Origin of the sequence: Rahnella sp. AN3-3W3, from assembly GCF_003263545.1 — a bacterium.
In the GTDB taxonomy this organism is placed as follows: Bacteria; Pseudomonadota; Gammaproteobacteria; order Enterobacterales; family Enterobacteriaceae; genus Rahnella; species Rahnella variigena.
Genome location: NZ_JYDG01000007.1, coordinates 103,232 through 118,142, shown reverse-complemented (window position 1 = coordinate 118,142; position 14,911 = coordinate 103,232). Strand labels below are relative to the sequence as shown.

Annotated in this window: 12 protein-coding genes and 3 pseudogenes; 6 read left to right on the top strand and 9 right to left on the bottom strand. The window is 45.5% G+C overall.

Features of this window, described 5'->3' with window-relative positions:
- Positions 1-476 (bottom strand): transposase (locus UC15_RS03850; protein ID WP_157960961.1); only part of this gene is annotated, 476 nt, incomplete at its 3' end.
- 549 nt (positions 477-1,025) lie between these two features.
- On the opposite strand from UC15_RS03850, the gene UC15_RS03845 reads away from it, so the two are divergent.
- Complete coding sequence (locus UC15_RS03845) at positions 1,026-1,910, top strand: LysR family transcriptional regulator (RefSeq protein WP_112287210.1); 885 nt, start codon at positions 1,026-1,028, stop codon at positions 1,908-1,910.
- Between the two features lie 338 nt (positions 1,911-2,248).
- Here the strand turns inward: UC15_RS03845 and UC15_RS03840 are convergent.
- Positions 2,249-2,485: pseudogene (locus UC15_RS03840) on the bottom strand (transposase); the annotation flags it as partial.
- Between the two features lie 525 nt (positions 2,486-3,010).
- Here UC15_RS03840 and UC15_RS03835 point away from each other — a divergent pair.
- The 5 genes and pseudogenes from UC15_RS03835 to UC15_RS03820 all read left to right on the top strand — a co-directional run bounded on the left by UC15_RS03835 (position 3,011) and on the right by UC15_RS03820 (position 7,447).
- Positions 3,011-3,739 carry a bifunctional 2-polyprenyl-6-hydroxyphenol methylase/3-demethylubiquinol 3-O-methyltransferase UbiG gene (locus tag UC15_RS03835; RefSeq protein ID WP_112287209.1) on the top strand — a complete coding sequence of 243 codons (729 nt, stop codon included), beginning with the start codon at positions 3,011-3,013 and terminating at the stop codon, positions 3,737-3,739.
- 31 nt (positions 3,740-3,770) lie between these two features.
- Positions 3,771-4,073 carry an MFS transporter gene (locus UC15_RS26235; protein ID WP_198659653.1) on the top strand — a complete coding sequence of 101 codons (303 nt, stop codon included), beginning with the start codon at positions 3,771-3,773 and terminating at the stop codon, positions 4,071-4,073.
- Positions 4,049-4,378 (top strand): MFS transporter, encoded by a 330-nt coding sequence (locus tag UC15_RS26155; protein ID WP_198659652.1) that lies wholly within the window; start codon positions 4,049-4,051, stop codon positions 4,376-4,378. Before UC15_RS26235 ends, UC15_RS26155 begins: the two co-directional genes overlap by 25 nt.
- A 524-nt stretch (positions 4,379-4,902) precedes the next feature.
- Positions 4,903-5,771 (top strand): annotated as a pseudogene (locus tag UC15_RS03825) (Tn3 family transposase); the annotation flags it as partial.
- A gap of 779 nt (positions 5,772-6,550) precedes the next feature.
- Positions 6,551-7,447: a hypothetical protein gene (locus UC15_RS03820; protein WP_157960960.1), complete on the top strand. Its 897-nt coding sequence runs from the start codon at positions 6,551-6,553 to the stop codon at positions 7,445-7,447.
- A gap of 192 nt (positions 7,448-7,639) precedes the next feature.
- Here the strand turns inward: UC15_RS03820 and UC15_RS03815 are convergent, their stop codons facing one another.
- The 7 genes and pseudogenes from UC15_RS03815 to UC15_RS26230 all read right to left on the bottom strand — a co-directional run.
- Positions 7,640-8,233 carry a LuxR C-terminal-related transcriptional regulator gene (locus tag UC15_RS03815; RefSeq protein ID WP_112287207.1) on the bottom strand — a complete coding sequence of 198 codons (594 nt, stop codon included), beginning with the start codon at positions 8,231-8,233 and terminating at the stop codon, positions 7,640-7,642.
- Between the two features lie 597 nt (positions 8,234-8,830).
- The gene (locus tag UC15_RS03805; protein WP_232829805.1) at positions 8,831-9,838 is read right to left on the bottom strand and encodes a fimbrial protein; all 1,008 of its coding nucleotides are present in this window, start codon (positions 9,836-9,838) and stop codon (positions 8,831-8,833) included.
- 13 nt (positions 9,839-9,851) lie between these two features.
- The gene (locus tag UC15_RS26150) at positions 9,852-11,111 is read right to left on the bottom strand and encodes a fimbria/pilus outer membrane usher protein (protein WP_255563905.1); all 1,260 of its coding nucleotides are present in this window, start codon (positions 11,109-11,111) and stop codon (positions 9,852-9,854) included.
- A gap of 22 nt (positions 11,112-11,133) precedes the next feature.
- Positions 11,134-12,399, bottom strand: a complete 1,266-nt coding sequence (locus tag UC15_RS26145; protein WP_255563904.1) for a fimbria/pilus outer membrane usher protein — start codon at positions 12,397-12,399, stop codon at positions 11,134-11,136.
- Between the two features lie 17 nt (positions 12,400-12,416).
- Positions 12,417-13,085, bottom strand: a complete 669-nt coding sequence (locus tag UC15_RS03795) for a molecular chaperone (protein ID WP_112287204.1) — start codon at positions 13,083-13,085, stop codon at positions 12,417-12,419.
- A gap of 38 nt (positions 13,086-13,123) precedes the next feature.
- Positions 13,124-13,645: a fimbrial protein gene (locus tag UC15_RS03790; protein ID WP_112287203.1), complete on the bottom strand. Its 522-nt coding sequence runs from the start codon at positions 13,643-13,645 to the stop codon at positions 13,124-13,126.
- Between the two features lie 964 nt (positions 13,646-14,609).
- A pseudogene (locus tag UC15_RS26230) lies at positions 14,610-14,808 on the bottom strand (IS5/IS1182 family transposase); the annotation flags it as partial.
- Between the last annotated feature and the right edge of the window lie 103 nt (positions 14,809-14,911).

Below are 14,911 nucleotides of genomic sequence, written 5' to 3'. Positions count from 1 at the left end.
CGAAGCACCTGAAAAAGCTTCTTAAAACCGTAGCGGGGATAGCGTTCAGCTGCCTCTGTCAGCCTCTGGATCACCGGTTCATCACGTCGCATATCCGGTTTATAACTAAACACCGTCCTGTTCAGCGATAACGTCCTGCATGCCTGGCGTATGCTCATCGTAAACTGCGTGGTCAGATAGTCGACGAGCTCACGTTTCATTGCAGATTTTAAAGATTTTTTTTCGATGACGTCTTTCAGCGCCCGGCATTCCAGACTCAGATTGGCAAACATCTGCTTCAGACGACGATTCTTGTCTTCAAGATCTTTGCTCTTTTTAATATCAGCGGCTTCCATACCGCCATATTTCGCCTTCCAGTTGTAGTAGCTGGCTTCGGAAATAGCGGCTTCGCGGCACACATCTTTGACGGTGCGCCCGGCTTCGACAGACTTCAGAACGGCGATGATCTGGTGCTCGGTGAATCGGATCTTACGCATAGCGATCTCCACAGGTGACATAATCAGTATGTCGGAAGATCTCTAAAAGTGAATGGTTCGGTTAAGCGGGATACTTACAGATTGTGAAAGTTATAACATTAAAAACTAGGTATAAAATGAGTAACTCGATAAATTGATATGCACCCTAGTCTTAGGGTGATTTTTTTAATTCCTAAATTGATTATGATCAATAATAGAAAAATACTACCTTCATCCAACTCAACAAAATTTAAAATAATCGCTCTTCGTTTTGTTCTTACAATATGTACGGGGAGTTTTATTGTTTTAAGAATAATCTTATGGTGAGTGAGGTTCTAATATAACATTAATTGATTTGATGGGTGTTTTAAGAAAATTACTATTTGTCTTTAATAATTTTTTTCATTTTCAAAAATATATATGCTAGTATTAATTAGTTCTTTTAATTTACTAGAAAAATGTAGTCTTTATTGAAAAACTATTTTTTGTAATTTTATTAATAATATTTATATAGACTTTATTACCGGGGCCTAAATAAGAAATGTATTAATTGAAAATCGCGAGGATAAAATGTTGATCAATAAAAAGACGAACCAATTTCTTGCAGCAGTAAAGTATGGCTCAATTACTAAAGCGGCTGAAGAAATAAATATAACGCCTTCAGCCATTAGTCAGGGCATTAGTGAGTTAGAACAAATAATAGGCAAGTCACTTCTAAGCAAAACCAAAAATGGAATGACCCTAACTAACATTGGTAAATATTTTTACGATGAGATTAGTCCACATGTTGAGGCACTTGAAAAAATACTTTTAACAATAAAATCTAATAAAATAAACAAAGTAGTAAGAATAAAAAGTGACGGTATGTACTACCCTGTCATCCAAGAAAAGCTTAGATCGTACATGACAAGTCATCCAAGAGTTATGTTGTCTTGTACATGCGAGGTAGTCCAAAGTATTAAGCATGAAATGAAAAATGGCTTTTCAGATATAGTAATTTCACCTTCTGATATTGAATTAAACGGTGATAGTATAGAAAAAATTCCCTTAGGAAAAGAAAGAGTTGGGGTTCTCGTTCATAAGAATCTTTTAGACAAACATAAAAATATAAAAAATCTTTTCAAAAATGAATTCTTGCTTCAAACGCTATCTACTATTGAGCACATAAAGTTCATACAATTAAAAAAAAGACTATTAAATGATGGATTTTTGATAAAGGAAAATCCCATGGAAATAATTGATGCTATTCCATGGATTAATGAAGGTTTGGGGTTTACATTTACAACCCAAGAGTTTGTAAAAAGCCAAAATTTCAATGAGGATATTATTTTTATAAGTAAACCACTTCCTTATGATTTATTTATTTATAGAATGATGTATTTTGTGAAAAATAACTCCATGGATGTTTTAGAAGTTGCGTCTTTATTTGAATCTTCAGCAAAAGTCATCAAATAATTAATAATGGTTAGATGGATGGATATGCGCATGTACCTTCTAACCATTATGCTCTTGCGAAATATTCTAGATTAGCCCTTATAAAACGTGCCGATTACAAAAAATATAATCCAGGACAATAACATTGAAAGCAATTTCGCAGTACACTATAGCCCGCAGCGTGAATCATTATAGTCTATTTAATTTCAGAAATTATAATGAAAGATGTCTTACAAACCTTATCGATTGAAGTTTCCATCTAAGCCAAAAACATTATCTTTGATCTGACCTGCCCCCAGGATTAGATACAACGCTCACTTAGTAATGTCGGATCCTTCACTATAAGAATTACCCTTTCTTCAGGCCGCGGAATATTCAAACGGCGTCTGATAGTTCAGCGCGGGGTGCGGGCGGCACTCATTATAATCCTGACGTCATTCACTGATGGTTTTCCTGGCATGACTGACGTCACTGAACCAGGGTTCATTCATGCATTCATAGCGAAAGCGTACGTTAAAACTCTCAATAAACCCGTTCTGTATCGGCTTGCCGGGCTGGATAAGTCGCAACTCCACGCGATGCTCAAAGGCCCATTGATGGGGTCTGAAGCCCAACCGTACGGAAACGTACGCTAAGCTTGTGTTTCTTAGCGCCTATCGGGCTAGTCCATAACGATAAACGGAGAGTGAGCTGGTCAGCATTGGCGCAGCCACAGAATCTCGCACGACATTACAGAAAACGCCAATTGACTTTTTTCGCTAAAAGCATTAGAAATTGCGCATACTCACCTATTTGATTGGCTTGGTATGCAAAATACGTACGATTCAGATCAGCTCGTTACCCGGGGTAGCTCTGACAATTGCTTGCGATGAAGCGTTGTTCAGAGCCTGATCAGGAGCTTTAGCCTCCTTACATTCATCGCCACGATGCTCGTATGCCTCGTCTGTAAAGATAGCTGGCTATGTGTGTGGCGATTAATCAGGGCCTTGGATGATAACTCATCCAAGGCCCTTTTCGTTGAAGCTGCCTTCAGGCAGCTTCATAGAGCGAGCAGGGCTTTCCCTTGCTCGCTTTTTTTTGTCTCATTTTTGAGGCGATCTAAATTACTTTCGGAGTTCAATATGTCTCAAAACATTTACGACAATCAGGCTTTTTTCGACGGTTATGCCCAACTGCCACGCTCTCAGTTCGGTTTGGAGGCCGCCCCGGAGTGGGCGTCTATTCAGGCCATGCTCCCGGATCTGTCCGGAAAACGGGTCATCGATCTCGGCTGTGGGTACGGTTGGTTTTGCCGCAGTGCGCGAGAGGCAGGAGCCGCCGAGGTACTTGGTGTCGACTTGTCTGAAAAAATGCTAGCACGGGCACGGGAGCTCACCGATGACAACGGCATCAGCTATCAACGCGGTGATCTTGAACAGCTCGCACTGCCGAGCCAGGCAACCGATTTGGTATACAGCCAGTTGGCTCTGCATTACCTGCCCGGCCTCGCTCCGGTATTTGCCACCATCTATCAGGCGCTGCAACCCGGCGGCTGGTTTGTCTTCACGACCGAGCACCCAATCTACACCTGCCCGGTACGTCAGGGCTGGCTTACCGATGATGAAGGTCAGCGGTCGTGGGCGGTCAACAACTATCAAAATGAAGGTAAGCGCGTCAGCAACTGGCTGGCTGACGGGGTGGTAAAATACCATCGGACCTTGGGCACCACATTGAACGCGATGATGGCTTCTGGTTTTGCTATTCGCTATGTCAATGAATGGGGGCCAACTGCGGAACAAATCAAAGCAAACCCGGCGCTGGCCGAAGAGGTGGAGCGTCCCATGATGGTATTGGTTTCTGCGCAACGATAAGACCATCACCACGACTTATTGAGCAGCTACAGTGATTTGGACCCAAAATGTCACGCTGTTCTTCATCGCGTTCCTCGTCGGTGCCGATGAACTACTGCTCGGGCCCATCCTCACACCAGTCGGCAACGACTTATCCGTGAGGCCGGAAAGCGTGACGTTCTTTGTCACGGCCTACAGCTTGGCCAATGCAGCTTGTGTATTCTTTTTCGGTGTGTTGTCGGATCGGTATGGAAGAATGAGGATTCTCATCCCGGCGTCAATTATCGTCGCCGCAGCCTCGATGGGACTGGTCTCGCTGCGACGTTTGAGATGGCGCTGCTCTCTCGCGTGCTGACCGGCGCGGCGAGTGCAGGGATGCTGCCGGTTGCTTTTGCGATCGCCAGCGATGCAGGGGGCACCAACGCGGTGCGTAGCATAGCCTTCGTTTCGGCCGGTTTGACGTTTGGCATGATCATGAGTCCTGGTTTGGGGGCGCTACTGACCGCGCTGTTCTCCTGGCCGGTGGCCTTTATCGCGCTTGGCCTTGCAGCTGTGCCTTTTGCGGCGCTGACATTCGTGATCAAACCACAATCGCATTCGGTAGTCGTTGTCACGAAGCCTAAGCCCCCTTGCTTGTACCGGGGACCTTGGGTGCTCTGATCGCAATGGGTTTTGGGCTTGGCGGTGGCATCGGTATTTTACGCTAATCGGTGAGCGCTTGCGCGATGTTGCCGGGTACGGAACAGGCACCATCGGATTGAGGTACGTCTTGCTCGGAGTCCTCAGTATGGCGGGCAATTTCATGATGCCCGTGATGATTTCATGCCTCGGCGATGGGCGGCGCGTCATGCGCATCGCCCTAATTATATGCTTGGTCATGAATGTAATGGTATTTTCAGTAGCAAGCGCACTGCCATGGTCCTTGCTAATTGCATTGCCGTTATGGGTGCTTGCGGGGGGAGTGGGTTCTCCCGCCCTGCAATACCACATCGCCAGACTGGCTACCGCACGACGCAGAGCTCAGATCGCTCTAGGCATGAGCCTGATGTACATTGGGATAGCCCTATCGGCCAGCCTGGCCGGTATCGGCTATGCCAATGGGTCGCTTTGTGTTGCAGCCCTTGGAACGGTTCTGTTTGGCGTGGCCGTCATGGTGCTTCGACCGCTTGTCAATTCCGGCGTGGTGGGGAGATCCGCGGGCTAAACTTCTCCAGGGGCAGGGCTGGCACAAAAACAGAGTGCAGGTATATCGCCCCCTTGGGCATCCCCTCAATGCCGGAGAGGCCGTTAATGCACTGACCCGGCAGTTGGACACTGTGTATCGACAGGTCGCTAAAAATTTTGCCGATAATCAGGCTGTTTCACTGGATTTCACCGGTAAACGCACGAAGCTGACCATTGCTCATCTGAACGGACTGGATGAGTCGCCGACGCTGAAGTTACTCTCGAAACGTATATCTGACCTGCTGCCAGTTGTCGATCTGACAGAACTTCTTCTTGAGATTAACGCGCAACAGGATTTGCAGATGAATTTACCCATGCAAGCGAGGAGGGCGCGCATATGGATGACCTGACCGTCAGTATCTGCGCGGTATTGCTGGCTGAAGCCTGTAATATTGGCATGGAGCCCTTTATTCGACCCAATATTCCGGCGCTGACCCGTTATCGTCTGAGCTGGACCAAACAAAATTATCTCAGGGCAGAAACGCTGGTAAAAGCAAACGCCAGACTGGTTGATTCCCTGTCTACTCTACCTCTGGCTTAGAAATGGGGCGGTGTTGAGGTGGCCTCTGCTGATGGAATACGGTTTATTGCCCCGGTACGAACGGTACATGCAGGCCCCAACCGAAAATATTTTGGCTCCAGTGAGGGATCACCTGGTACAACTTCATTTCAGATCAGTACTCCGGATTTCATGGGGTTGTCGTTCCAGGCACGCTAAGGGATTCCATTTTCGTGCTGGAAGGGCTACTGGAGCAGCAAACCGGAGCTAAACCCGACTGAGATAATGACAGATACAGCCGGTTCCAGTGATCTGATCTTTGGCCTTTTCGGGGGCCGCTTAGAAAACGGAAAATATCCTACGCTAAGCCAGTAACTTAAGCAGGTATGGCGGTCCGCTTTGTGCCAGAAGCAGACATTGCTTACATCGTGCTATGTTAGTTTAATGGGAGCAGCTCACCTCTTCTAATCATCCGCTTAGTGGGTATGGCTTGCCAGGTTATGGGGGGGCGGAAGTTCTGTTGCTACATTGAGCGTTCAATTTTTCATGTCTGTTAGGAATCGTTTACCTAAATGAGTGTATTATGTGGGGAATGAATCAGTAATGCTAAATTGAACTAGCGTAATACATAAGGCTGAATAACTACGCCTAATTTCTTATAATTAAAGGGGATACTATCCATGTTGCGCTACCTGTTTATTCGTCAGCATTAAAATTAATCTTCACTCTTGATTTAATAAATAGTCGTCATATCTAAGTCAAAGTGGTAAGGCTTGAATGTAATACCCATTTTTAAGTTTGAAGATTATTTGACAGTGAGATAAATTTTCTTGATAATAATTTGTTGTGTAATTTTCACCCATTTGAAATGAAAAATACCCCGACAGAAAGATAGGTTTTGTTTTTTACTATTCATTAATTATGAATAGCATGATAATCAGCTATAGAAAGTTTTATGAAGAAATCCTTATTTAAATCAGAAAACACTCAAGCTTATTGAGTGACTTTGCATTTTTTTATGCAAAGAAATTTATGTTTTAAGATTCAACACTAAATTTTATATAGCAATAATCTTTTTTTAAAAGAGCATACAAATGGAGTTGTCTATTATGATGAGTGTAATATCCAAAATATTTGGATGGAAAGAATCCACTTTTGATATTTATAAATTGACTTACGAAAAGTTTGGAGGGGGGGTTAATAATCATCCGGATATTATTGAATACCTTATAAAGGAAGGGGGCTGTAAAATAAAATTTTATCATTACTCTAAAAATGATAAAATTGAGGGGGCCTATTTTAAAAACGAAAAAGGGAAAATTGGGGTGGATGTTTGGAGGAAATACCCTATAACCTATGATGAAATTATTCTCCCTCTAAATGAAGATGAGAAATTCATCATCCCCGCAAAATCTAATCGGTTGTCACCGATAAATAGAAAAAGTATATACAATATATCTTTCTCCAAGATAAGCAAAAATGAAGTTTGTTTAGCAAAAGATAATTTTACAAAAAAAACACAAAAAACCAGAAGAAATGAATTTAATAAATTTATAAGTCATGGTGGATCAGTTAAAAATGCTAGTGATTTTACCCCTGATGAACTAGCAGATATATATATTTACTTATTCAACAAAAGATTCGAGAACAATGTAAAATGTTATGAAAAGCAAGTGCTTGTGGATATTATTACTCGCTTTAACCATATGATTTATGGCCATGTTCTTTTTGTTAACGGGACATCACCATGTGCATATGACCTGATTATGAAAGCTGAATGCCAGAACTGGATCTACTTTGATGTCCCGAATGGTGGGGTAGACCCTGACTTTGCTCATCTGAGTCCTGGTAGTATTCTCATGTGGTTGAACATAACGCATGCACAAAATCTATGCAAAGAAAAAAATAAAAAAATGCATTTTTCAATTGGATTATATAATCCAGCTTGGGATTATAAACAGAGGTGGTGTGAAAGAACCAGGTTAGGGAAAGTTTTCTTCATCTAATTGAAACATATTTACTTCAAAATTCATTAGTAATTTTCCAGGTCTTCGTTTGCCAATCGAAATTCAATTCAGTCATAAATAATGCACATCCAGATAAATCATTAAGTCAAAAATTAGTTCTGTCTTACCTTTTTTTCTTTTGAATACGGTGAAGGGTAAGGCAGAACATGAGTTACTGGTGTTGGCAAAAATTTATTGAAATACCTTTAAAATTGTTAGCAACTTAACTTTAACAAAAAGCTCTTGGTTTGTCTTAGCGCAAATTTTTTGCATGGCATTTCTTTTATGTGAGCTTACTGTTTTAAGTTTTATTTCTTCTATGTTAGAAATATCCTCAGTTTGTAATCCAGCACAAAACAACCTTATTATCCTCCATTCTGTTGGCGTTAAGACATCAGTAGATTCTGGACAAATAACAGAATAGATCCCAACATTATACCTGTACCACCAAAAAAGTAGTTCCTCTTTCAACTTATCTGCAGATATGTTTTGTGGGAGAATAAGTGTGTTAGTTTTAAAATACATCCCGCTCAGGTAGGAAAGCGTTTTCGCCCCGCAGAAAATGACATTTCTGTGTGAAGCGTTGACTTGCTTCATACTTATCAACAAATCAACAAGTGTTGCATCATTAAAATAATGAACAGACAACCTTTCACTCGTTGCAGAAGTCCAAAAATTAAAGCTTTCCAGTATTATTTCAACCCCGGTGAGGAAAAATTTGTCTACCCCGCAGAGCATTATCTCTGGTTTTACTTTTTCAATAGCAATTGCATTAGATATAAGCATAGCATCCCTGTTTAAAGTAGTTATCCTGAAATTTAGACGTATTTGCAAGGCGAATATTGTTTGATGAGAAGTTATTCGTGCTGGGCCATAGGTGTAAGTGCATCCTTTTGTATATGCCGAAAATGCAAGGTTAGTTAGGGTTAAGTCGTTAGTCCTAAATGTGTCGGTCTCATTTGAAGATTTTTTTTATTTTTTTAAATAAATGATGACCAATGCTTTTTAATACGCCAGTCATGCTGTCGCATGGATAAGGGAACGGGTTGAACGCGTTTTTTAATCGAGAAAATACATCATCACTGGTTTTTTTATTTTCCACTGATGCGTTTATAACGCATTCAGCACTCATGACTTTATGAGCTCTGCTTTTACTCTCGCCGGGGTTTTCTTGATAGAATTCCAAAAAAACAAATATAAGAAAAAGTGATAATACCAATCTGCAACGCATAGGCAATCCTTTGACGCATGGTCAGAAAATAGTTTTCACATAGACATCTTCGTTATCAATTCTATTTTGTAGAGCGGCTGATTAAACTTTGAAATTTTTTCTTGGCGAAACCTGGCCTGGTCACATCATCAAAATATTGTTAACTAATGCTATCACTGATAAGTCAGTGTAAACGTGGCGCTGGCGTTTGCTGTTCCCGAGGTGATGTTGCTCGCCGTTTGATAGTAACGAGCCTTTATCGGGATGGAATAATTTCCACTCCCCGACACTACGCCATTATTTATAACGGATGAAAGTACCAACGGTGCATCCTTATACAGAAGCTGTATACCTACGCCAGTAGCGCTGCCGTTTCCGCCCGTCAGGTTAAGTATTCCTCGTGATGCATCCTGTGCGCTGCCGTCAATCTGAAAATTGATTTTTGTTCCCGCATCGCAGGCTAAATCAATGCCGAAAGAACGCGTGTTTGCATCGTCGGGCCAGGTGCCCGGGCCTTTGAATGCCCCTTTTACTATCGCTCCCATTGGGACGGCTATCGCGGTATTTTTCACACTGCATGCCACACTTTTGACATTGAATGATGCGACGTTAACATATGATTCTGCGGTCCAATCGATTCCCTGGTTGCGGAGTATGAACGAAACTACATTTCCTAAATCGATGTTTCCGCTTCCCGTCGTTTGCGCCGTTTTGTAAAACTGGATATATGCTTTTGCGGTCACTGGCTGATTAGGGAGCAATCCATTGGTTACGCAGAGAATACGGTTATTTAAGTTAGTATCACCGGTATTACTTCCATCAACATATCCGGTAGCGTTGCAGTTACTCACCGAGGTGGCGCCCACGGCGTAACCTATGCCCGCAACACCGCTACTGTAAATGCGTCTCCCACCCAGCATCTTTACATAATAAACCCCTGCCTTTACCCCAAATTCCTGTTTAGTCAGTGCAGGAGCCTCATTCGTGCAGCTGAAAACCGGCATCACCCCGGAGACCACTTCACTACCTATAGGAGAGCCTACCGGCAGGTCCCTTTGCACTATCAGGTCTGGGGGGTTCAAAGGCGCGGCGGCCAATACCTTACAATTAAAAGCCTGAACCTGATGCGATATCATCCAGAAAAGAACGCCACCTATGCCGACCAAAAGTCTTTTTTTCATCCCCTCAATCCTCTTACTGGCAGCGCGAATGGATAAGCTGCACATCCGTTCGTTGCGCATCGGTCGCGTACTTCGCGTTACAGCTTCCGCCCCGCCATGTGACGCGCACGGTTCCCTTCTCGGGCACGCCGCTCAGATAAACCTGATGCCTGTCATCAACCATCCCCGACGAGGTCTGATGGCCGTTGACAACTTCTGCTGACGCACCCAATGGAATTGAAAGGGAAGACGCCAGCGTCAGCATAACTTTCTGCCCGTACCGGGTCGGAAAATCCGCCAGCACGAGCGCCCCCTGTCCCGGGGTTACGAAGCGCGTATCCGTGACAACGTCCACGCGATCGCCCAGCGAAGCGGTATTGAGCCTCACCGAATTTCTCTGATAGGGCGTCAGATAAGGCACCACGGCGTAGCCGCCCCCGTCCGTATATATGCCGGTATTGTTTTCTACCTTCACCCCGGACGCCCTGTCCGCTCTGACCAGAGCAAGGGTATCCCCCAGTGGCTGAGAGAAGGTTACGCCATAGGGATGAACCACCACTCCGCCCATCGCCCCATAGTTGAGCTGCCGTGAAGACTGGGCATAGTTATAGCCCGCCGTATATTCACCAAATCTGGCCTTGTAATCTGCCGAGGCACTCCCTGACGTTCCGTTGCCATCACTGCCGTACCCCTGCTGAACGCTATAGCTGAGCGTATTATCGGCCAGCGCACTGCCCGATATCCCCGCGGAAGACACGGTTTGACCACGACTGGCCTGATTTGCCGACAGGTTAAGCATGCTTTTAGGCAGAAAACGGTCAAGGGGTATCTGAACGGCCACCGATATCACCCTGTCAGTCTGGCTGTAATAAGGGGACTCTGCCCATGAGTAGTTCAGCGAATAGTTGATACTGTTGCGGCTGATGTTATAGCCAGCCGCGAGGTTGCTTTCTCTTCCGCTGACACCCCAGTACTGTTGCTGGTAGGCAGAGAGATAGAGGCTGCCGTAGTTGCCCATCGTCTGGTTGACGTTGAGCTGCGCACGGCTGCGCTTGTTGTGCTGGTAGCGCCACGTCGCATATGCACGCTGTTCAGCCTCCAGTTCGGACTCTGTCAGCCCTTCGTCTGATTGATTCTGAGGGCGCGAGTCGTAAAAACCGTTAGCTTCGTTGAAGTCCAGATACCCGGATGTCGAATAGCGGTATCCTGCGAGCGTGAATGTGGTCCCGCTTTCAGTAAAGTCCTTCGAGTACTGAAAGCGTAATGAAGCCCCACGTCGGTCAAGTTTATCCAGCCGCGCCCTCGCCCAGGTGGCATCAATCGAGACAGACGCCCAATCCCCCCAGTCCTTTCCCTAACCCCACGCTTCCCGCAAGGTAATCTTGCGAGGTGAGGGTTCCACCGTAAAGCGTTGTGGAATAGGGCAGTCCGTATATGCCCGTGGCCTGCAGAAAAGCAGGCTTGCGCGCGCCGTCATTGCCAGCTGCGGTGGTGCGGTACTTTCCCGCCGTCAGAGAATACCTGGCACGGCCTTCACGCAGCATGATTGGCACGGCGGAGAATGCCTGACTGAACTGACGGACGGTACCGTCTGCCTCACGCACTGATACGTTGAGGTCTCCACTCGAAGAGGTGGGATAAAGGTCAGAAATGGCAAAGGGCCCCGGCGGTACGTAGGCCTGATATATAATGTTCCCATCCTGACGAATGGTGACGCGCGCATTGCTTTGAGCAACGCCACGCACGACCGGTGCAAACCCCCTGAGACTTTCCGGCTGCATGTTGTCGTCAGAAAGCAACTGCACGCCCCTGAAAGCAACACTGTCAAATACGTCAGAGGGCGTGTAACTCTCACCCGCGATGACCTGTGCCCTGAGGCGTTTAATATCCCGCTGAACATAGGTATTAACGCTGCTCCACCGGGCAGAGGCCTGCGAATTCGACCAGGTCGAGTAATTCCTCATACGCCAGGCCCCCAGATTTATGCCGCTGCGAAGGTTCAAATAATTATTCTGCTCGGTGCCTGGTCTGTAATCGCTCCGGTTACTTGCACCAGAATAGGCATAGTTAAAGAAGGCGGCGGTCATGCCATCATCCCACTCATCAGGTGAAACCGCCCCCTGAACGGACTGTTTGACATATTCCTGAGGCATGCTGATATCAAGGCGCTGCTGGCCAAAATCATAGCTGAACCGGCTGCTGGGCAGGTAGGTATCAGGGGGGCTGGAAAACTGGTTGCCAGCAAGGTGCATAAAGGCAGACGTTGCATTTTCACGTACGCCCCAGCCAACGAGCTCATCCTTAGTGATGTCGGGAACAATAGCGTCATGTTTGCGCCTAAAGTTGATCTCTTTTTCAGCAATATAGGTGCCATTAAGGTAAATCTCGACGAGATACTTCCCTTCAACCTGACCGCCGGTTCGCTCAAGGGCCGAGAGATCAACGGCAGTGTCACCTTTTCGCTTTTCAATTGAGTCCGGATCAAAATAGTCTTCCCCGTGTGTGGGCAGAGCATAAAGAGCCAGGCAGATGGCTGCGATGAGCTTACCCGGCGGCAGTTTGGTAAAAATGAATTTCCACATTTGAATCCCAGCTTTACTCAGAGCTTCGCATTGCGGACGTCCGTCACTCCGCCAAAGTCATTGATCGCCCGCCAGGACACCGTGTTTGCCAGTCCCTTAGGGACAGCAACTGTCTGTTCTTTATAGGGCGGCAGTGTGGGCGGCGTCTTTACGTGAAAACCACCAATGACGAGCTCATACAGTGAGATGTAATAGGGCGTTGGGTTTGAAACGTAAATTTGCTCACCGCGGCGGGAAAAGTTGAGCTTCTCATAGGCCGTGGCCGGGTCACCTTTCAGCCCCCGGGGACGGTAAAAAAGCTTCATCACGGTTTTGACAGTGATGAAAAGCCGATTAGCGTCGTCACGCTCTGTTGACGGCACGGACTTGATGCTCAGCCACATCATAGATTCGTGGTCTGACGGAAGTGATTTACCGGTATAAACGATCCTGACCGAATTCTGTGAATGAGGCTCCAGACGGAATAACGGGGGCGTTGTGATAAACGTCTCATCGCCGTCTCCCGCCTCCGGACTTTTATCCACCCAGGACTGAATAAGATAGGGGCGGTCATCAGGGTTACTGACGCTGATGACCGCCTGTTTCGCACCTGCATCATAAATCACGCGATTTCCGCCTATTTCCACCCCCGCAATACCCGAACAGGAAAGAAGAAGTAAGCTCAGTCCTACTGATAAACGCCACATATAAATCCTTTTAAATGACAAGCAAAAAGCCCAACAGATTAGTTATAAGCCACGGTAAAGGTTGCGTTAGCGTTAGCGGTTCCGGCCCCAACGGGTGTGGAAAGTGCGTAATATTTGGCAATGAAGACAAGGGTGTTGGTGCCCGAAGTCGTGAGTGGCACAGACGGCGTTGAGCTGCCAATGGGGATGAGGGTTGTGCTGTCGACCTGGTACAGCCCCACGGCTAAATTGGTGGCTGTCTGCCCAGAGCTAAGACTGAGAACCGAACTGTTACCGCTGGGCACGGGCCCGTCAAAACGGACACTGGCGGTTTTGACCGCTGCGGGGCAACCCGTCAGGTTTATAGAAAAACGTGCGGCGCCGGCGGTGGCCCCCGCAGACGAAAACGAGCTGGCGGCAACCGTACCCAGCTTGACCGTCTGATTTGCAGAGGCGGCATCAATGGTGCAGGCAGTATCGATAATGCTTCCCGTAAAATTGATAGTGCCGTCTGCGGCTAACGCTGCGCAGCTAATAACAGCGGATGTAGCCGCCGTAAAGAAGAGTGAAATTCTTTTCATTGTTTGTCCTTTTCGTTAATTCCCAAAAAATTAACGTGCCGCCTTAAAGGCGGTGCACAGAATTGCCTTCGGGATGTTCGAATTCATCAAAAATGGAATGTTGTCACTATAGATTTGTCAATAAAGCCTAAACGAAAAATAAAATACTTTATTTCATCATTACTTTCAAAAAACGTTTCATGAGCGTTATGGTTTGCTTAAGTATATTGTCCGCACAACTCCCTCCACGCGCATACTTTTTATTATGAAAAAGAATTAGAAATCCCCTGGTGTTTTAAGTAATCAATATTCGCTTTATTTTTTAAGTTAGGTCTTTGACTGCTCGTAAATCAGCTTAAAAGAAGCTGGTTCGTTCAGCATTGATGCGAATTTAGGTTAAGTAGCGAGCGAAGTCAAGAGATTGATCGTCACAAACGATCATTAAAATTCTTTTGATAGTCACCGGCTATCAATATTTCCGTTATTGATCGTTATAAACAGGTTTCAGTAATGTTATATTTTTGGTTATTGTTAGGGTGGGTAATATTAAATCCTCATCCTCTGTCTTTGAGTTTTAAGGTTTAATGAAACTCACATAAAATAACCAATAAACGCTGCTTGCATAGGGGGAGGATAAAGAGATTCTAAGGGAGTGATACTAATTTGAAACATGCTCAGTCGTTGCGGAAAGATAAAGAAACAGTTGTTTTCCACCCTGTCTAAATTAACATTCGACATGCTGTGATGGGCTTATTTTGAATAAATCGTGTTTAGATAAAAACAGTCCCATATAAATTATTATCTCAGGAAATTTGCACATTTTTGGGCATCCCTCCACGCGTCATTTTGTTTAAGGGAATGATCATTGTCATAGCCTCACCATCGCCTGATTTCTGTCCGCATACCCCACCGGCCATTAACCCGCCCGAGCTCGCGCAGGGATAAGCGTCATCGGCAGAAGCGACCTTACTTTCCGATGGCTCTAACGAATAAGTCCCGGCAATGCCTCTGCGTAGTCACATTATTCAGGGTCAGGTCAGCGTAGATAACCTCATGAGCACCGGCGTCCACCCGCCAGGTAAAGTTTCCGCCGAACGCGGTGTTTTTTCTGATCGTTTTTTCACCTTCCACTCCCCTTCACCAAAGACTTTTAATCCGGGGGATGTGATAAAAAGATGGGCAATTTAGTACCGCGTGGGTTTTTTAAAACGGGATGTTGACGGACTTAGCCCACCTGCAGTTTATGAAAGTGCCTGGTTCATGAGGCACGGAACCGTCTAGGAAACT